Consider the following 18,252-nt stretch of genomic DNA (forward strand, 5'->3'; position numbering starts at 1 on the left):
CATGGACCAACAGGTTGACGTCGTCGTCGTCGGCGGGGGGTCGACGGGTTGCGGCGTCGTCAGGGACCTCGCGCGACGGGGGCTCGACGCGGTGCTCGTCGAGAAGGGGAACCTGACGCACGGTACGACGGGACGGATGCACGGGCTCCTCCACAGCGGGGGCCGGTACGCCGTCTCCGACCAGAAGAGCGCGAAGGAGTGCATCGAGGAGAACCGGGTGCTCCGCGACATCGCCGCCCACTGCGTCGAGGAGACGGGCGGGATGTTCGTCAAGCGGCCCGAGGACTCCGAGGAGTACTTCCAGGAGAAACTGGAGGGGTGCCGCGCGTGTGACATCCCCGTCGAGGTGCTCGACGCCGAGGAAGCCCGCCGCCGAGAGCCGTACCTCGCGCGTGACATCGAGAAGGCGATCGCGCTCCCGGACGGCGCGGTCGACCCCTTCCGGCTCTGCGTCTCCAACGCGGCCGACGCCCGCGAGCACGGCGCGCGGGTCGAGACGCACGCCCCGGTGACCGACGTGCTCGTCGAGGACGGCGAGGTCGTCGGCGTCGAAATCGAACACGAGACCGGCCCCGGCAAGCGGGTCCACCGCGAGCCCGGTACCACGGAGGAGGTCCGCGCGCGTCACGTCGTCAACGCGACCGGCGCGTGGGCCGGCAACGTCGGCGAGATGGCCGGCGTCGACGTGGAGGTGCGCCCCTCGAAGGGCGTGATGACGGTCATGAACACCCGGCAGGTCGACACCGTCGTCAACCGGTGCCGGCCGAAGGGCGACGCCGACATCGTCGTGCCCCACGAGACGGCTTGCATCCTCGGCACGACCGACGAGGAGGTCGACGACCCCGAGGACTACCCCGAGGAGGACTGGGAGGTCGATCTGATGATCGAGACGCTCTCGGAGCTCGTGCCCGCGCTGAAGGACGCCCGCACGCTGCGGTCGTTCTGGGGCGTCCGCCCCCTCTATGAGCCCCCGGGGACCGGCACCGAGGACCCGACGGACATCACCCGCGACTACTTCCTGCTCGACCACGGCGGGCGCGACGACCTCCCCGGGATGACCACTATCGTCGGCGGGAAGCTCACCACCTACCGGATGATGGCCGAGTCCATCTCCGACCACGTCTGTGACCTCCTCGGCCACGAGGCGACCTGCGACACCGCCGACGCGCCGCTGCCGGGGTCGGAGAGCGAGGCCCGGATGGAGGAGCTCATGGACGACTTCGGCCTCCGATCGCCGGTGGCCCGTCGGTCCGGCCAGCGGCTCGGGTCGCGCGCGGACGACGTGCTCTCGGAGCAGGACCCGAACCCGGTCGTCTGTAACTGCGAGGGCGTCACGCGCGCCGAGGTGCAGGACGCCATCGGCGACGCGGGCAGCGACCTCAACGCGGTCCGACTCCGCACCCGCGCCTCGATGGGCAACTGCCAGGGCGGATTCTGCACTCACCGGATCGCCGCGGAGCTGGCGCAGGAGTACCCCGAACCCGTCGTCCGCGATGCGGAAGACGAGCTGTACCAGGAGCGCTGGAAGGGCCAGCGACACGCGCTGTGGGGCCGCCAGCTCTCGCAGGCGATGCTGAACCACATGCTCCACGCGACGACGATGAACCGCGACGGCGACCCGGCGACCCTCGACGACGGGGTCGACTTCGGCGCGTTCGACGCGGGCGCGAGCGCCCCGGGCCCCGGCGACGGGGGCGACGCCGGGACCGCGGCGGCTGACGGGGGGCGCGCAGATGACGACGCGGCCACCGACGGGGGGCGCGCAGATGACGACGCGGCCACCGACGGGGGGCGCGCAGGTGACGACGCGACCGCAGACGGAGGGATCGATGGCGATCGATAGCGACGTCCTCGTCGTCGGCGGCGGGCTGGCGGCGATCACGGCGGCGATATCGGCGTCCCGCGAGGGGGCCGACGTGCGGCTCGTCTCCCACAAGGCGAGCACGCTCCGGCAGGCCTCCGGGCTGATCGACGCGCTCGGCTACGTCCCGGCGACGGAGCCCGCGACGCCGCTCCGCGACGGCCCGCCGACCGCGGGCCGCGAGCTCGACCGCGACGAGTGGCCCGACCCGGAGGGCCCGCTCGCCGACCCCTTCGAGGGGATAGAGCGACTCCCCGAGACGCACCCGTACCGGATCGTCGGCGGCGACGCGCTCCGGGAGGGGCTGGACCTGTTCGACGAGCTCGCGGGCGACGCGTACCGGGGGAGCCACACCGACCGGAACGCCCTCGTCCCGACCTTCGGGGGGAGCGTGAAGCCGACCGCGCGCTACCCGGCGGCCGCCGAGGCGGGGCTCGCCAGCGACGACCGGCCCGCCCTCATCGTCGGGTTTCGATCGCTCACCGAGTACGACGCGCGGGCGTTCGCGGGCCGACTGGAGGCCGCCGGCGTCCCGTTCGATGTCGCCGGCGCGGAGGTGGAGTTCGCCGAGGCGTTCCGGGCCGACGCGAAGGTCACCCGGCTCGCGAAGGCGCTCGACCACGACGAGGCGATCGACGCCACCCCCGCCCGCGAGGCCCTGGCGAAGGCGGTCGCCCCGCACCTCCACGACGTCGTCGACGAGACCGGCGGCGTCGACCGCGTCGAGCGCGTCGGCTTCCCGGCGTTCCTCGGCGACGACCGCGGCGACGAGGTGCGCGCCGAGCTCGCCGACCGGCTCGGCGCCGACGTCTTCGAGATCCCGATGGGGCCGCCGAGCCTCCCCGGGCTCCGACTGGAAGACCGGCTCTTCGACGCGCTCGACGCCGAGGGCGTCCGGTTCGAGACCGGGAACCCCGTCGTCGGGATCGAGACCGAGTCCGACGGCCGGGTCGAGACGGTCGCGGTCGACCGGAATGGCCGCGAGACGCCGTACGGCGCCGACGCGTTCGTGCTGGCGACCGGCGGGCTCGTCGGCAAGGGGCTCGACTCGGACCGCGAGGGCGTCCGCGAGCCCGTCTTCGACCTCCACGTCGAGCAGCCCGCGGACCGCTACGAGTGGTTCGTCGACGACGCGTTCGGCGACCAGCCGTACGCGCGGTTCGGCGTGCGCCCCGACGAGCGCGCGCGCCCGGTCGGCGGCGACGGCGAGGCACAGTACCCGAACGTCTTCGCGGCCGGCGGCGTCGTCGGCGGCGCGGACGCGGCGCGGGAGAAGTCCGCGAGCGGGGTGTCGCTCGCGACCGGCATCGTGGCCGGGCGGCAGGCGGCGACGGAGGCGACCCAATGACACGAGACACAGACGACGAGACGGACGGAACGGGGGCACAGAGCGACGAGAGCGAGGGACGGGCCAGTCCCGGCGTTCCGACGGCGGGCCGCGACGAGCAGCCGTCGATCTCCGTCCCCGACGACGGCGAGGCGCCGGAAGCGGACGCGACCACCGGGCACGGGGAGAGCCCCGCGGCCGGCGACTCAGCGGAGCGGCCGGCCACCGACGGCGGCGTCGAGAGCGCGACCGGCGGCTCCGAGTCGACGGAGCTCGACCCCGACGCGTACGACCCGGTCGACGTGTTCCCCGGCGGCGACCTCGACCTGAGGGACGGGGCCGACTCCTGTTATAAATGCACCAGCTGTGACACCGCCTGTCCGGTCGCCGAGGTCGACGACGAGTTCCCGGGACCGAAGTTCCAGGGTCCCGAGCAGTGGCGGCTCAAGCGCAAGGACGACCACGACATCGACGAGTCGATCACCTCCTGTTCGAACTGCATGCGCTGTGACGACGCCTGCCCCTCTTCGGTGCCGCTCTCGCAGATGCACAACGAGGCGCGCGGGCAGTTCGTCGAGTCGCAGATGGAGAAGCTCTCCGTCGAGTACGTCCGCAACCGGATCTTAGCGAACTACCACACCTCGGCCCGGCTGGCCAGCGTCTTCCCGCGCACCGCCTCGTTCGCGATGAACTTCGGGCCGGTCCGGTGGGTGATGGAGAAGGCGATGGGCATCCCGAAGGAGCGCGACTTCCCCGAGTTCGCCACGGAGACGTTCCGCGAGTGGTGGAAGGCCCGCGGCGGCGCGCAGGTGGAGAACCCGGACAAGCGCGTGGCGTACTTCCACGGCTGTTACTCCAACTACAACACGCCGGAGGTCGGCAAGGCGATGGTTCGCGTGTACGAGCACTTCGGCTACGAGGTGATGGTACCCCCGCAGAAGTGCTCCGGCACGCCGATGTTCGCGAACGGGATGTTGAAGGACGCGCGCCGACACGCGGAGACGAACGTCGAGAGCCTCATCGAGGCCATCGGTGAGGGCGCCGACGTGATCGCCTCGTGTACCTCCTGCTCGATGTCGCTCCGGCAGGAGTACCCCGAGCTGTTCGACATCCACGGGATCGAGGACGTCTCCGAACACACCTACGAGGCGTTGGAGTACCTCCGGATCAACGAGGACTTGCAGGGAGAGCTCGCGGACGCGCGGCTCGCCGACGAGCAGTCGTTCGCCTACCACGCCCCGTGTCACGCCCGGAATCAGGGGCTCTCCCGGCAGGCGGTCGAGACCTTCCGCGACGTCGACGGCGTCACCATGGAGGACGTCGGCGACTCCTGTTCCGGCATCTCGGGCACGTACGGCTGGAAAGAGGAGAAGTACGAGAAGTCGATGGAGATCGGCGAGGAGATGTTCGAGCACATGGAGGACGCCGAGGGCGACGTGGGGATGACGGAGTGCCCCACCTGCGCGATGCAGATGGAACACGGCACCGGCTACGAGATCAAACACCCGCTCCAGCTGCTCGAAGAGACCGTCGGCGCCTGAGTCGACAGCGGTCGGAACCGCCCCGAAAATACCCGCCCGCACCCGCCGTTTCTCAAACGCGATAACCACGGACGAACGTTTATTTTTCGGGGTTTCAGAGTCATAGCACGTGACTCTCGTACAGCTCCTCGACCAATTCGACAGCCCCGAGCGATCCATCGTGGTCGTCAACCGCACCGACCCCGACCCCGTTCTCAACATGCTCGCCGACACCTTCGGCGAGGGCGGCGTGGACGTGACGGACGGGACCCTCTCGAGCGACGGGGGCGCCGCCGAGTCGAGTCGCGCCGGCGCTCGATCCGACCGCATCACCGGCGGTCGGGGGATCTCCTCAGAACGGCTGACGATCCGCTCCGAGGCCGCCGGAGAGGGGCCGGTGATCGATGTCGACGCGCTCCGTCGGAACGACGCGGTCCCGTTCGACGGCGAGGACCCCGAGCAGGTGGAGAACCTCGCGCTGCTCGTCGAGGGCGACGAGGTCGTCGCCGGCTCGACGCTCGACGACCTCGGCGACGCGGTGCTGTTCGTGAACTCGGACCTGTACGTCACCGGGAGCCGGACGCTGGAAGACGTCGACCTCCCCTCGGTGATACGCGGCCTCGACGACACAACGTTCACCCTCCGCGGCTACCCGGAGTCGAACCGGGAGAAGCTCCTCCTCATCACCATCTCCCGGTTCATCGAGCGCGCGGCGTGGACGGCCGGCGACGGGACGCTTCGGTCGTCGTTCCAGCGCCTCTCGCGGATCGACGATGAGGTCGGGACACGCGACGTGTACGAGAGCGTGGTCGACGCCGGCGTCGACGCCCACCTATACGGCGTGCCGGACGACCTGCCCCACGGCCTCGACGCGGTGATTCACGGCGGCGACAGCCCCGATTTCACCGACAGCTGGTTCGTCGTGTACCGACCTCCGGAGGGACCGCACTCGGTCGAAGACGACCCGGATTCCGGCCTCCAACGCGGCGTGGAGGGCGGAGTCGGCCTCCTCGCCGTCGAGACCGAGCCGCGGGTCTGGCGCGGCACGTGGACGTTCGACGCGACGCGCCTCCGCAAGCTGAACCGCTACATCGAGCGGAACCTATAGCTCGGCGTCACCGAAACGCGTCGGGAACGGCGCGCGGCGAACCCGCATGTATCTCCTATGCGGTGAACTCAACCCGTGAGTTCATATTCCCCGAGCGGTGACAGGCTGGCATGTTCACGGAGCGGTCCGACCTCGCCGGCGCCGACGACCCGATGCGCGGGTACGGCGTCGCGGTGACACCGGGACGAGACGGGCCGCTCGTCTTCGTCGCCGGCTACGGCGAACCGAACCGACTGTACGCCCGAGACGGCGACCGACTCGTCGACACCGCCTGCGGGATCGTCGCCGACGGGACTCGCCACGGGATGGGCGTGTGCGCGGCTGACCTCGACGCCGACGGCTGCGAGGAGGTGTACGTCCACAACTGCGCCAAGGGCGTCGACGGCGGGGGCGACCCCGATCTCCTTTTAAACCGGCTCGAATCGGACGGTTACCGCTGGACCGACGTGTTCGCCCTCGACGTGAACGCGGACCGCCTCGACGTGCGCGCCGGCCGGTCCGTCGCCGCGCTCGACCGACTGGGGACCGGGCGGTACGGGGTCGCCGTCTCCGGGTACGCCGCGCCCCTCGCGTTCTACGAACTCGGTGACGACGGCGAGATAACCGATATGGCCGACGCCGTCGGCTTGGAGGTCGACGGCGGCTGCCGGTCCCTACTCGCCGTCCCGCACTGCTCGGGGGCGGGCGACCTGTTCGCCGGCGTCGAGCGCGGCCCGAACCGCCTGTTCCGGAACGAGAACGGCCACTACGACCCGACCGGCGGGGGCGCACTGTCCGATCCCGCTGGCGGTACCCGCGGCGCGGCCCTCGTCGACGAGGGCGGGACGTTCGCGTTCGCGGTCGGCAACGAGGAGGGCCCGAACCGCCTCCTCCGTCACGCCTCGGCCGGCGGCTTCGAGGACGTCGCGCCGCCGGCTCTGCGGGAGCCCGACCGCGTCCGGACCGTCGTCGCGGCCGACTTCGACAACGACGGCCGCGAAGAGCTGTTTTATAACGTCCTGGGCGAACCGAACCGGCTCTACGAGCGGATCGGCGGGGACGGGTCGGACGCGGGCGACGACGCCCCCCACTGGCGACCCGTCGACCTCGGCCCCGCCGCCGAACCGGACGGCTTCGGGACGGGCGCGGTGGCGGCCGACCTCGACGGCGACGGCGCCCTGGAGCTCCTCGTCGTCCACGGCGAGGTGGCCGCGCAGCCGATCGCGGCCTACGACGTCCCGGGCGCCGCCGACGCCGGGTGGCTCCGCGTCCGACCGACGACCCGCCACGGGGCGCCCGCCCGCGGCGCCGTCGTCAGGCTGGAGACGACGACCGGGGTCCAGCGCCGCACCGTCGACGCCGGTGGCGGCTGCCTCTGTCAGACGGAGCCGGTCGCGCACTTCGGGCTGGGCGGAGCGGCGCCGCGCCGGGTCGTCGTCCGGTGGCCAGACGGCCGCGAGCGGGTCCTCTCTAACCCCGCGCTCGACACGGAGTTAACGGTCGAGCATCCCTCGAAACGCCGGTCAGCCGCGAGCGAGAGCCGCGGGGCCCGAGGCGATCGGTCGCTCGGGCGGTAGGGCGCGGGCGCCGTCCCTCGATCGGCCGGCCAGAACTGCCGCCCTTCGCGGGTTCAAGTGTCCGGGGACGCACGGACGGGTATGGTAGACCCGACTTCCGACCTCGAGGAGGACGTCGACGAGGAGTCCGCGCCGCGCTGTGCGACCTGCGGAGAGCCGGCGCTGGGCGTCGACCGTCAAACCGTCACCTGGGTCGAGGGCACCGACGTCGAGCACCGGCAGTTCTGCTCGGAGTCCTGTCGCGACGAGTGGGAGGACGACCGGTCAGAGGAACCGCCGTAGGACGAGACGAGCGATTCACCAAACTCCCGAGGGCGACGGTATCGGCTCGGGGCCTTTTAAATAGTGGACGGGCCCGCTGCGCGCAGCCGTTCGCGTCCCAACTTCGGGCGTCGCTAGCCTCGTCGAGAACCGTCTGAGCGTCAGTGAACGACGGCCGCTCGGTTCGAACGAAACCCGAGAGCGGCGCCGGCGTCGACCCGCTCGCGTTCGCACGGAATCCGCGTCTCCGAATCCCCCCGGCTCCGCCGCGGGAGGCTTTTTCAGTACGGGGGTGGTACCTCCAGGTATGATATCGCTCGACGAGGCCGTGACGGCCCGACTGGAGTCGCACGGCGAACGGTTCGAGGTGCTCATCGACCCGGAGGCGGCGCTCGCGATGAAACGCGGGGAGTTCGACGGCGAGTTGGAGGACGTGATCGCCGCCGAGGACGTGTTCGAGAACGCCTCGCGCGGCGACCGCCCGGCGGAGGAGGACCTCGAGACCGTGTTCGACACGACCGACTCCCTCTCGATCATCCCCGATGTCGTCGAGCGCGGGGAGATCCAGATCACCGCCGAGCAGCGCGAGGAGATGCAAGAGCGCAAGCACAACCAGCTCGTCACCACCATCACCCGCAACGCCGTGAACCCGCAGATGGACGACTCTCCCCACCCGCCAGAGCGGATCGAGCGCGCGTTGGAGGAGGCGGGGTTCCAGATCGACCCGATGGAGCCGGTCGAGAACCAGGTCGACGACGCGCTCGAGGCGCTCCGCCCGGTCATCCCGATCCGGTTCGAGGAGGTGACGATGGCGGTGCAGCTCCCAGCGGACTACGCCGGCTCCGGACAGGCGCAGATCCGCGAGTTCGGCGACCTGGAGCGCGAGGAGTGGCAGAACGACGGCTCGTGGGTCGGGGTGCTCACGTTCCCCGCCGGGCTCCAGAACGACCTCTACGACCTCGTCAACGAGGTCACCTCCGGCGAGGGCGACGCCCGCGTGGTCAAGGACAAGGACGAATTGCGGACGCGGTAGGGCGTCGGCGGCTCCGCGCTCTTTCCGACCGCCAGACGTGCCGCGGCCGAGAGCTTCATACTCCGCCGTGAGCCTCTTGACCCCATGCACGAGCGCGCTGCGGAGTTCGCGGCACGGGCGCGGGACCGGTACGGCGTCGACCTCGACGTGCTGGAGTTCGACGCCGGCACGGAGACGGCAGCCGCGGCGGCCGACGCCGTCGGCTGTGACACCGCCGCGATCGCCTCCACGATCGTGGCGTCGCTCTCGGGCGGCCGGGTCGATGGCGCCACCGCCACCGACGAGGACCGCCTCGTCGCCGCGATCACCAGCGGCGCGAACCGCCTCGACTTGGACGCGGTCGCGGCTCACTTCGGGGCGGCCGAGGCGACGATGACGGACCCGGCGCGCATCCGCGAGGCCGTCGGCTGGAGCATCGGCGGTGTGCCGCCGCTGTGTCACGACGCCGCGCTCCCGACCGTCTTCGACCCGACGCTGGCCGAGTACGACACCGTCTACGGCGCGGCCGGGACGCCGAGCGCGGTGTTCGCGATCGACCCGGAGGAGCTCGCGGCGCTCGCGGAGGCGACGACCGTCGACCTCACGGAGTGAACGCTCGGCGGCGCGCCCGCCGACGGCGCTCGACGACCCGGCGGGCGTTGTTAATGGACCGCGCTCTCGGGCGCCGTATTATTAACTCAGGGTTGTTATTTCATAATACTTTTCTATTAAGAGTGGATAGAGAGCGGTATGAGTCACTCACGTCGGTCGGTGTTGAAGCGCGGGGCGGGCCTGCTGACCGCCGGAGCGGCGACCTCGCTCGCCGGCTGTTCGGGCGGCGCGGACGTCGGTTCCGGCGGCTCCGGCGGATTCGACGGCGGGTACGCCGCCTTCTTCACGCTCACCGACTGGACGAACGAGGTCGCGGGCGACCGCGCGAGCTTCGAGGACCCCGTCGAGGTCGGGCGGCTCGGGCACGGCTGGACGCCGGACGGGACGCTCGCCGCGGACGTCGCCTCGACGGACGCGTTCGTCTACCTCGACAGTCCCGAGTTCGCGTGGGCGCAGGACCTCGCGGCGACGCTGGGGGCCGACTACGACTCCGTGGCGGTCATCGACGCGCTCGCCGACGTCGAGGGCGATCTCCTCGACTGGAACCATTCGCACGAGGGCGATGGAGCCGAAGGCGGACACGACGAGGGGGCGGAAGACGAAGCGAGCGGGGGCGACCGCCAGTACGACCCCCACGTCTGGGTCGACCCGGTCCTCGCGGCGCGGATGGTCGAGACGATCGCGACGGGGCTCGGCGAGGCGGACCCCGAGAACGCCGACGCCTACGCCGACAACGCGGCCGCCTACGGCGAGCAGCTCGCCGCGGTCGATTCCGCCTTCGAGTCGGTCGCCGAGGACGCCGACCGCGACGTGGCCGTCATCGGGGGCCACAACTCCTTCCAGTACCTGGAGGCGCGCTACGGGTTCCGCCTCCACTCGCCGGTGGGCGTCTCGCCGCAGAACGAGCCGAGTCAGAGCGAGATCGCCGACACCATCGAGCTGGTGAACGACGAGGGGATCGACACCGTGCTCTACGACCGGTTTGAGTCCACGACGCTCGCCGAGACGATAGTCGAGAACAGCGACGCGACGGAGACGAGGGCCGTCACCCCGGCCGGCGGGACCACCCAGGAGTGGAACGACGCCGGCTACGGCTACCTCGAACAGATGACCGAGGTCAACGTCCCCGCCTTCGAGCGGGCGTTCGGGGTACGGTGAGTCGCCGTTCGGACGCGTCGCCGGTGGCGGTCCGTTTCGGGGACGCCGGCGACGGCGAACGCGGAGTAAAAGAGCTAAACGTTCGGCCCGCCCAGAGACGGGACACGCAGTGACCGCAATCGTCGGCCTCGACCGCGTGACGTTCGCCTACGGCGACACCGTCGCCGTGAGTGACGTCTCTCTGACGGTCGAGGCGGGCGACTTCCTCGGGCTCGTCGGCCCCAACGGCTCCGGCAAGACGACGCTCCTCCACCTCATGCTCGGGCTCCACGAGCCCGACGAGGGCTCCGTCGAGCTGTTCGGCCGCCCGGTCGACGAGTTCGATGACGGCGGCCGGATCGGCTACGTCTCCCAGCAGGCGACGAGCCGCGGCGGGGCGATGCCCGTCACGGTCCGCGAGTGCGTCACCATGGGCCGGTTCGCGCACGCGGGCCGGGGGCGGCTCTCCGACGCCGACCGCGCCGCGGTCGCCGACGCGATCGAGACGGTCGGCATCGGCGATCTCGCCGACCGGCTCGTCACGGAGCTGTCCGGCGGGCAGAAGCAGCGCGCGTACATCGCCCGCGCGCTCGCGAGCGACGCGGACCTCCTCGCGCTCGACGAGCCGACCGTGGGTGTCGACGCCGAGTCGCGCGACGCGTTCTACGCGCTGCTCGACGACCTCAACGACGACGGGATAACCATCATCCTCATCGAGCACGACATCGGCGTTGTCACCGACCGCGCGAACCGCATCGCCTGTGTCAACACCGAGCTGTACCACCACGGCGACACCGAGTCGTTCGTCGAGAGCGACGCCCTCTCGGAGGCGTACGGCGCGACCGGCCAGGTCGTCCACCACCACCACTGATGAGCGAGACCGCGACGCCGGACGGCGAGGGAGACGCGGGCACGAACGCGGACGCGAGACCCGACCGCGGGCTCCGCCGGAACGTCGAACTCGCCGGAGTCGGGCTCACGGCCGCCGTCGCAGTCGGGATGCTCGGCTTCCTCCTCCTCTACTGGGCGCAGGACCTCCCGGTCGCGAGCGAGCTGTACGCCGCGTTCCGCGCGCTCGGCCTGGGCATGGACGCCGCCTTCGGGACGAACGTGTTCCGCCACCCGATCATGTGGCAGTCGATGGCGGTCGGCGTGCTCGTCGGCGTCGTCGCGCCGCTCGTCGGCTCCTTCCTCGTCCACCGGGAGATGGCGCTGATCGGCGAGACGCTCGCGCACACGGCGTTCGCGGGGGTCGCCATCGGCATCCTCGTCAACGCCTCGACCGGGTGGGACAGCTCGCTCCTGCTCGTCGCGCTCGGCGTCGCGATCGCGGGGGCGCTCGCGGTCCAGTGGCTCACCGAGCGCACCGACGCATACGGCGACGTCCCCATCGCGATCATGCTCAGCGGGAGCTTCGCGGTCGGCACCCTGATCGTCAGCTACGGGCGCGGGCTGACGGCGATCAACATCGAGGGGTACCTGTTCGGCAACCTCGCGGTCGTCACCGCCGAGGGCGCGCGGCTGATGGGCGCGCTCTCCCTGCTCGTCGTCGCCGGCGTGGCGCTGACGTACAAACAGCTCCTCTTCATCACCTTCGACGAGCAGGCGGCGCGGGTCGCCCAGCTGAACGTCACCGGCTACAACACGCTGCTCGTGGTGATGACCGCTGTCGTCGTCGTCGGCGCGATGCAGGTGCTCGGCGTCATCCTCGTCGCCGCGATGCTCGTCGTCCCCGTCGCGGCCGCCTCGCAGGTCGCGCGGAGCTTCCGCGAGACGACGTACCTCGGCGTGATCTTCGGCCAGCTGTCGGTGGTCGGCGGCTTCGCCGTCTCGATCGGGCTCGGCCTCCCCTCCGGCGGCTCGATCGTCGTCGTTGCGATCGCCGTCTACCTCGCGAGCATCGCCTTCTCCGGCTTCTCGGTGAAGGCGATCTCCGCGCACGGGTGACCGCCTCACCGGCCCTCAGCCGACCGCGTGTACACCGATCGCGCGCGCTTTCCACAGACCCTTATGTCCCGACTGCGAGTAGGCTGTATGGGAGAAACGGAAACCTACACGATCACCGGTCCCGACGGTGACGAGGAGTCGTTCGAACTGCCCGCCGGTCTCGTCGACGTGCTCAGCGAGCAGGGCGAGCAGGGTACCCGCGTCGTCAGCGACGTCGTGGTGCAGGCGATGGCCCAGCAGGCGCACGTCATCGTCCACCACAGCGAGGGCGACGTGCCCGAGGACATCGCGGAGATGAACGACACGGCCGCGGAGCTGTTCGAGGAGCGGTTCGGGCAGTCGCTGGAGGACGCGCTCGGTCACTCGCACTGAGACGCGCTCGCCCCTTTCGCCGATTTTCGGCCTCTTTGTGCGCTGGTTCCCGCGTCGGCCGGCCGCTTAAGCCGCCGCGGGACGTACCGTTATCCATGAGTCACGACTCGGACGCGCCGGTGCTGATCTTCGACGGCGACTGTCCGTACTGCTCGGTCGCAGCGCTCGCGCTCCGCCGGCTCGAGGGCGTCGTCGCGGTGCCGTGGGAGGCCGAGCCGGTCGGGCCGTTCCTGGACGCGCAGTTCGGCTCGCGCCCGTTCGCGATGGTGTTCGTCGACCCCGGCGAGCGCCGCGTGTACGCCGGTCGATCGGCCGCCGAGGAGCTCGCCGACCGCGCGGGCACTCCCGGGATCGTCGGCGGGCTCGTCCGGGACAACTACGACCGGATCGCCGACGTCGTCGGGACGCTGTCCGGTCGCGGCCGCGACCCGGACGACGTCCACGAGACGTACCGGCTGAGAGACCCCGCCCGCGACCTCGTCGACGAGCTCCGGCCGGCCGCGAGCGACCCGCCGGAGGCGCTGTCGTGAGCGGGCACGGCAGCAGCGGTAGCGACCCCGAGAGCGACGCGCCGCTCGGCGACTCCGCCGGCGGCACCTACACCCTCCTCGTCGAGCTCGCGGCCCCCGCTACCATCGAGGTCGGCGCGCTCGGCGAACGTCGCTTCGACGCGGGCGCCTACGGGTACACCGGCAGCGCGCTCGGCGCGGGCGGGTTCTCGCGCGTCGACCGTCACCGCCGGACCGCCCGGGGCGAGCACGACGTCCGCCACTGGCACGTCGACCACCTGCTCGGCCACCCGGACGCCCGAGTCGACCGCGTCGTCCGGAGCGTCGGCGCCGACGTCGAGTGCGCGGTCGCCGACCGCCTCCCGGCCGGCCCGGTCGACGGGTTCGGCGCGTCCGACTGCGGCTGTGAGAGCCACCTCGCCGCCGGGGACGGGGAACCGCTTGACGCGTTCGCCGCGCGAGTCAGGGACGCGCACGAGGCGGCGGTCCCGACGTCCGGCGAGGGAGGGGTCGCGAGCAGGGCGGCCGAGCCCGGCCCGCGCGTCGACGTTGTCACCGGCGAGTAGCGCTCGTCTAGTTATAAATCGTACCGTTTGACGATGTCGGTGAGCTGCTCGCGTCGCCCCTCGATCGCCTCGTCGCGCAGGGCCGTCTCCTCCGGCGTCGGACAGGTCAACTCCGGGACGGTCGCCGGCGAGCCATCCTCGGCGAGCGCGACGAACGTGAAGTAGGAGGTGGTCGTCCGGCGCTCCTCGTTGGTCCGCGGGTTCTCCGCGCGCACGTCGACCTTCACGTCGAGGCTCGTGCGCCCGACGCTGAACACGTACCCCTCGATCACGGCGACCTCGCCGGTCTCGATGGGCGCGATGAAGTCCACGTGGTCCATCGAGGCGGTGACCACCTGCCGGTTCGCGAAGCGCATGCCGGCGATCGCGCCGCAGATGTCCATCCAGTGGAGGACCGCGCCCCCGAGCGCCCGGCCGAGGTTGTTCGTGTCGTTCGGGAGCAGCATCTCGGTCATCTCCGTGTACGACTCCGCGACGGTTGCCGTCTCGTCCATACCGCCGATGGACGGGCGGGCGACTTGAACCTCAGGCTCTCGGTGTTCGGGCCGCGGCGTCTCGGCCTTGACGCCCAGAGCGCCGCCCTGTCAGGAGCCCTCGGGGGGACCGTCGTCGAAATGAACGGAGTCCGGGGAGCGCCCGGCCTCGTCGATCACCTCGTCGGAGACGACGACCGGGCAGTCGATCCGCACGGCGAGCGCGAGCGCGTCGGAGGGACGGGAGTCGAAGACGAACTGCTCGGGCTCGCCGTCCTCGTACCGCTCCGCGTCGACCTTCGCGTAGAAGGTGCCGTCGCGGAGGTCGTCGACGCGAACGCGGTCGATCGCCCCGCCGAACTCGGTGAGGATGTCGACGAGCAGGTCGTGCGTCAGCGGTCGGTCGAACGGCTCGCCCTCCAGCGCCATCCCGATCGACTGCGCCTGGTCGGCGCTGACGAAGATCGGGACGTACTCGTCGCGGACGGAGAGGATGACAGCGGGCACGTCGCCGCCCGGCGCGGAGCCCGCTCCGACTCCGACGACCTCGGCTTCGTGTTCCATAACGGATCGTGGCGGCGGCGGCATGAATAGCTGTCCCATGCGGGGGCGGCTCCCGGCGCGAGTCGAGCGCTCACCGGCCGGCGCCCCGGTACCAGTACGCCCACGCGACCGTGAACACGAGCGCCGCGCCGACGAAGAAGACGACGCCGGGTTCGAGCGCGGAGACGGCGTACTCGGCGACCGGGTCGACGACGTACTCGACTGTCCCGTCGACCGCCGTATCGCCGCCGTCGGCGGCGGTCTCGGTCCCCCCGCCGTCGGCCGCGTCCTCGGTCGCGCCCCCCGCGTCTCCGCCCCCGGTCGTGGTCGTCACGCGGGCCGTCGGCCCCGCCACCGCGAGGAGGCGCTGGGCGACGACGGCCGCCATCCCGATGAGCCCGTACCCGCCGAGCAGCCGCATCAGCGCGCTCTTGATCCCGGCCGACTCCTCGCTGCCCCCGGCGAACAGCACGAGGGGCTCGTCGGCGGCCGCGTACACGTCCATCTCGCGGCCCTTCTCGGAGTAGGTCGTGTCGACGACGTCGACGAGGTCGGCCCCGTCGAGCTTCGCGAGGTGGTACTGCACGTTCTGGAGTGAGGTGTCGACCGCACCCGCGAGCTCCGACTTCGTCGCCGGCTCGTCGTGGAGGCGACTGAGTATCTCGCGGGCGGTCTCGGAGCCGAGCGCGGCGATGAGCTCGTCCGCGTCCTCGTCGTCGACGCCCACGACCCGCGGGTCCCTGTCGTCGGGGGTCGCGTCGGGGAGGGAGGGCAACAGCCGCGACATGAGCGGGATTCTGCGCCGTGCGGATACAAATTTGTTGGATCGGCGACGGCCTCGACGGCTCGATACCGACTCACAAACCCTAAACGCGGCGAGGGGGTACGTCCGGGCAATGACAGAGACGCCAGGGGGCTCCGACGGCGCGTCCGCGCCTCCGACGGCGAGCGACTCCGGGGCGGCGTCCGCGGCGGACCCTCCCGACCGCGCCGCCGAGGCCGGCTCCGTGGCCGTCGTCGGCACCGCGCACGTCTCCGAGCGCTCGGTCGACGAAGTCGAGGAGACCATCGAGCGGGAGCGGCCGGATGTCGTCGCCGTCGAGCTCGACGAGGGCCGGTACCGCCAGCTCCAGGGCGAGACCCCCGACGACCTCGACGCGGGCGACCTCCTGCGCGGGAACACGGTCTTCCAGTTCCTCGCCTACTGGATGCTCTCGTACGTCCAGACCCAGCTCGGCGAGCGCTTCGACATCGAGCCGGGCGCGGACATGCGCGCGGCCATCGACGTCGCCGAGGGGCTCGGCGTCGACGTGGCCCTCGTGGATCGGGACATCCAGACGACGATCCAGCGCTTCTGGGCCCGGATGACTCTCACGGAGAAGCTCCGGATGGTCGGCGGGCTCGCGTTCGGCGTCACCGACTCCCGGATCGTCGGCGTGCTCGCGGGGCTGTTCGTCGGGATCCTCGCGGGCCCGGCGATCGGCCTATTCGGCGGCGCCCTCGGGGTCACGAACGCGCTCCTGACGAGCGTGACCGGCGGCGTGCTCGTCGCCGTCGCCGTCGGCGTCGCCGTCGATCAGGTCGGCAAGGCCGCGCTGTCGCCGGACGGCCGGCTTTACGCGGCGAGCGGGCTCGGCGTGGCCGCCGGGATCGCCGCGGCGGCCTCCGGGGTCGCGAACGGGCTCGTCTCGACGTACCTCGGCGGCTTCGCCGTGACGGCGATCGGTAGCCTCGCCCTCGGGGTCTCGCTCGGGCTGACGCTCGGCGCGGTCGTGGCGGCGCTGCTCGGCCTGACCGACCGTGGCGAGGAGCCGGACCACGGCGGCATCGAGGAGCTCGGCGTCGAGGAGCTCACCGACACCGACGTGGTGACGATGATGATGGAGGAGTTCCGCCAGTTCTCCCCGGGCGGCGCCGAGGCGCTCATCGACGAGCGGGACGCCTTTATCGCTCACCGGCTCGTCGCCCTCCGGGACGCCGGCAAGGACGTCGTCGCCGTCGTCGGCGCGGGCCACCGGGCGGGGATCGAGGGATACCTCGCGAACCCCGAAACGCTCCCCCCGATGGAGGGCTTGGTCGGCCGCGAGCGGGGCGGGAGCAGGCTGCCGTGGAAGAAGGCGATCGGCTACGCGATCACCGTCGGCTTCGTTGGCTTCTTCGTCCTCTTGGCGCTGGCGGGCGTCGAGAACGCCTTCCTCTTCCGGCTGTTCGGCGCGTGGTTCCTCATCAACGGGGTGTTCGCGTTCGGCTTCGCGAAGCTCGCTGGCGCGCGGTGGAGCTCGGCCGGCGTCGGCGGCGCGGTCGCGTGGATGACGTCGATCAACCCCGTGCTCGCGCCCGGCTGGTTCACCGGCTACGTCGAGCTCCGCCACCTCACGGTGAACGTCGGCGACATCGGCACGCTCAACGAGCTGCTCTCCGACGAGACGCTGTCCCCGTCCGGTCTGGTCTCCCGGATGCTGGACGTCCCCCTCTTCAAGCTCATCGTCGTCGTCGCGATGACGAACATCGGGAGCATCGTCGCGAGCTTCCTGTTCGCGGTCTACGTGATCCCGGCGATGTTCGGCGACGTGGGCGGCGTCGACGAGGTGGGACGGCTCATGGTCGAGGGCGCGAGGACCGGCGCGGAGCTGATTCGAGGCGCTCTCGCGGGCGGGGGTGGGGCGTGACCCGACTCACGCTCGGGGGGCGAGCATGAGCTCGGCCCTCGGAGGCCGCCGGATCGCCGGGCTCTACTTCAGCGGCACGGAGCTGCGGGACCTGCTCGTCGCGTGGCTCGCGCTCGGCGTCGCGTTCACCCTCTTTTTCGTCAACGGCACCGCCGGCTTCGACCGGCTGCTCGCGGCGGGCGTCCTCCCGCCGCTGCTCGTCGGCCTGCTCACCGCCGGGGTCGCGTTCCTCCTCCACGAGATCGCCCACAAGGTCGTCGCGGTCCACTACGACCAGGTCGCCGAGTTCCGGGCCGACAACAGCATGCTGTTCTTAGCCGTGATGAGCTCGCTTCTGGGGTTCATCTTCGCCGCGCCCGGCGCGGTCCACCACCGCGGCCGGCTGACCCCGAGGGAGCACGGTCACATCGCGCTCGCGGGCCCGGTCGTCAACCTCCTGCTCACGCTCGTCTTCCTGCCGGCGCTCCTGCTCGGCCCGGTCGTCGGGAGCCCGGTGATCACCCTCATCGGCTCCCGCGGGATCGCGATCAACGTCTTCCTCGCCGCCTTCAACCTGATCCCGTACGGCCCCCTCGACGGGAAGACCGTGCTCGACTGGAGCAAGGCGGCGTGGGCCGGCTTCTTCCTCGTCTCCGCCGCGCTCACCGTCGGGCTCGTGTTCGTCCTCGGGCTCGGCTTCGGCGGGCCGTTCTGAGGCGGTCGGCGGCGGCCCGTCACCGGCCGCTCGCTCGCCACCGACGGCTCGCCCGCCCGACGGGAACGGTGCGCTTTTGCTCCGC

At 71.3% G+C, this 18,252-nt stretch carries 19 protein-coding genes; 16 read left to right on the forward strand and 3 right to left on the reverse strand.

What is annotated here, in order from left to right:
- The first annotated feature begins 1 nt into the window (after position 1).
- The 14 genes from glpA to N5096_RS08665 all read left to right on the forward strand — a co-directional run bounded on the left by glpA (position 2) and on the right by N5096_RS08665 (position 13,788).
- Positions 2-1,843 carry an anaerobic glycerol-3-phosphate dehydrogenase subunit GlpA gene (glpA, locus tag N5096_RS08600; protein ID WP_267663986.1) on the forward strand — a complete coding sequence of 614 codons (1,842 nt, stop codon included), beginning with the start codon at positions 2-4 and terminating at the stop codon, positions 1,841-1,843.
- A complete protein-coding gene (gene glpB, locus N5096_RS08605) occupies positions 1,830-3,209 on the forward strand; it encodes a glycerol-3-phosphate dehydrogenase subunit GlpB (RefSeq protein ID WP_267664049.1) in 1,380 nt (459 codons plus the stop codon). The genes glpA and glpB overlap by 14 nt, the downstream gene beginning before the upstream one ends.
- On the forward strand, positions 3,206-4,729 hold the full coding sequence (locus N5096_RS08610; RefSeq protein ID WP_267663987.1) for an anaerobic glycerol-3-phosphate dehydrogenase subunit C: 1,524 nt from the start codon (positions 3,206-3,208) through the stop codon (positions 4,727-4,729). The genes glpB and N5096_RS08610 overlap by 4 nt, the downstream gene beginning before the upstream one ends.
- A 109-nt stretch (positions 4,730-4,838) precedes the next feature.
- The gene (locus tag N5096_RS08615) at positions 4,839-5,816 is read left to right on the forward strand and encodes a hypothetical protein (RefSeq protein ID WP_267663988.1); all 978 of its coding nucleotides are present in this window, start codon (positions 4,839-4,841) and stop codon (positions 5,814-5,816) included.
- A gap of 110 nt (positions 5,817-5,926) precedes the next feature.
- The gene (locus N5096_RS08620; RefSeq protein WP_267663989.1) at positions 5,927-7,372 is read left to right on the forward strand and encodes a CRTAC1 family protein; all 1,446 of its coding nucleotides are present in this window, start codon (positions 5,927-5,929) and stop codon (positions 7,370-7,372) included.
- 81 nt (positions 7,373-7,453) lie between these two features.
- Positions 7,454-7,654 (forward strand): DUF7576 family protein, encoded by a 201-nt coding sequence (locus tag N5096_RS08625; protein ID WP_267663990.1) that lies wholly within the window; start codon positions 7,454-7,456, stop codon positions 7,652-7,654.
- A 286-nt stretch (positions 7,655-7,940) separates the two neighbouring features.
- Positions 7,941-8,666 (forward strand): ribosome assembly factor SBDS, encoded by a 726-nt coding sequence (locus N5096_RS08630; protein WP_267663991.1) that lies wholly within the window; start codon positions 7,941-7,943, stop codon positions 8,664-8,666.
- Between the two features lie 84 nt (positions 8,667-8,750).
- Positions 8,751-9,257: a YbaK/EbsC family protein gene (locus N5096_RS08635; RefSeq protein WP_267663992.1), complete on the forward strand. Its 507-nt coding sequence runs from the start codon at positions 8,751-8,753 to the stop codon at positions 9,255-9,257.
- 138 nt (positions 9,258-9,395) lie between these two features.
- On the forward strand, positions 9,396-10,415 hold the full coding sequence (locus tag N5096_RS08640) for a metal ABC transporter solute-binding protein, Zn/Mn family (RefSeq protein ID WP_267663993.1): 1,020 nt from the start codon (positions 9,396-9,398) through the stop codon (positions 10,413-10,415).
- Between the two features lie 109 nt (positions 10,416-10,524).
- Positions 10,525-11,265, forward strand: coding sequence for a metal ABC transporter ATP-binding protein (locus tag N5096_RS08645; RefSeq protein ID WP_267663994.1), 741 nt, complete (start codon positions 10,525-10,527; stop codon positions 11,263-11,265).
- Entirely contained in the window at positions 11,265-12,341 is a 1,077-nt protein-coding gene (locus N5096_RS08650) for a metal ABC transporter permease (protein WP_267663996.1), read from the forward strand. The genes N5096_RS08645 and N5096_RS08650 overlap by 1 nt, the downstream gene beginning before the upstream one ends.
- An 87-nt stretch (positions 12,342-12,428) precedes the next feature.
- Complete coding sequence (locus N5096_RS08655) at positions 12,429-12,713, forward strand: DUF7545 family protein (RefSeq protein WP_267663997.1); 285 nt, start codon at positions 12,429-12,431, stop codon at positions 12,711-12,713.
- A 95-nt stretch (positions 12,714-12,808) separates the two neighbouring features.
- The gene (locus tag N5096_RS08660; RefSeq protein ID WP_267663998.1) at positions 12,809-13,243 is read left to right on the forward strand and encodes a thioredoxin domain-containing protein; all 435 of its coding nucleotides are present in this window, start codon (positions 12,809-12,811) and stop codon (positions 13,241-13,243) included.
- Positions 13,240-13,788, forward strand: coding sequence for a GIY-YIG nuclease family protein (locus N5096_RS08665; RefSeq protein ID WP_267664000.1), 549 nt, complete (start codon positions 13,240-13,242; stop codon positions 13,786-13,788). Before N5096_RS08660 ends, N5096_RS08665 begins: the two co-directional genes overlap by 4 nt.
- An 11-nt stretch (positions 13,789-13,799) precedes the next feature.
- Here N5096_RS08665 and N5096_RS08670 read toward each other — a convergent pair whose 3' ends face one another.
- The 3 genes from N5096_RS08670 to N5096_RS08680 form a co-directional block, all read right to left on the reverse strand.
- Positions 13,800-14,282, reverse strand: a complete 483-nt coding sequence (locus tag N5096_RS08670; protein WP_267664002.1) for an acyl-CoA thioesterase — start codon at positions 14,280-14,282, stop codon at positions 13,800-13,802.
- A gap of 90 nt (positions 14,283-14,372) precedes the next feature.
- Complete coding sequence (locus N5096_RS08675) at positions 14,373-14,825, reverse strand: bifunctional nuclease family protein (RefSeq protein WP_267664004.1); 453 nt, start codon at positions 14,823-14,825, stop codon at positions 14,373-14,375.
- A gap of 70 nt (positions 14,826-14,895) precedes the next feature.
- Positions 14,896-15,591: an ArsR/SmtB family transcription factor gene (locus N5096_RS08680; RefSeq protein WP_267664006.1), complete on the reverse strand. Its 696-nt coding sequence runs from the start codon at positions 15,589-15,591 to the stop codon at positions 14,896-14,898.
- Between the two features lie 109 nt (positions 15,592-15,700).
- Between N5096_RS08680 and N5096_RS08685 the strand changes: the two genes are divergently transcribed.
- Positions 15,701-17,473, forward strand: a complete 1,773-nt coding sequence (locus N5096_RS08685) for a TraB/GumN family protein (RefSeq protein ID WP_267664007.1) — start codon at positions 15,701-15,703, stop codon at positions 17,471-17,473.
- 25 nt (positions 17,474-17,498) lie between these two features.
- The gene (locus N5096_RS08690) at positions 17,499-18,167 is read left to right on the forward strand and encodes a metalloprotease (RefSeq protein ID WP_267664009.1); all 669 of its coding nucleotides are present in this window, start codon (positions 17,499-17,501) and stop codon (positions 18,165-18,167) included.
- Positions 18,168-18,252 lie beyond the last annotated feature (85 nt).

This window comes from Halorubrum yunnanense, assembly GCF_026586675.1.
GTDB classification, from domain to species: domain Archaea; phylum Halobacteriota; class Halobacteria; order Halobacteriales; family Haloferacaceae; genus Halorubrum; species Halorubrum yunnanense.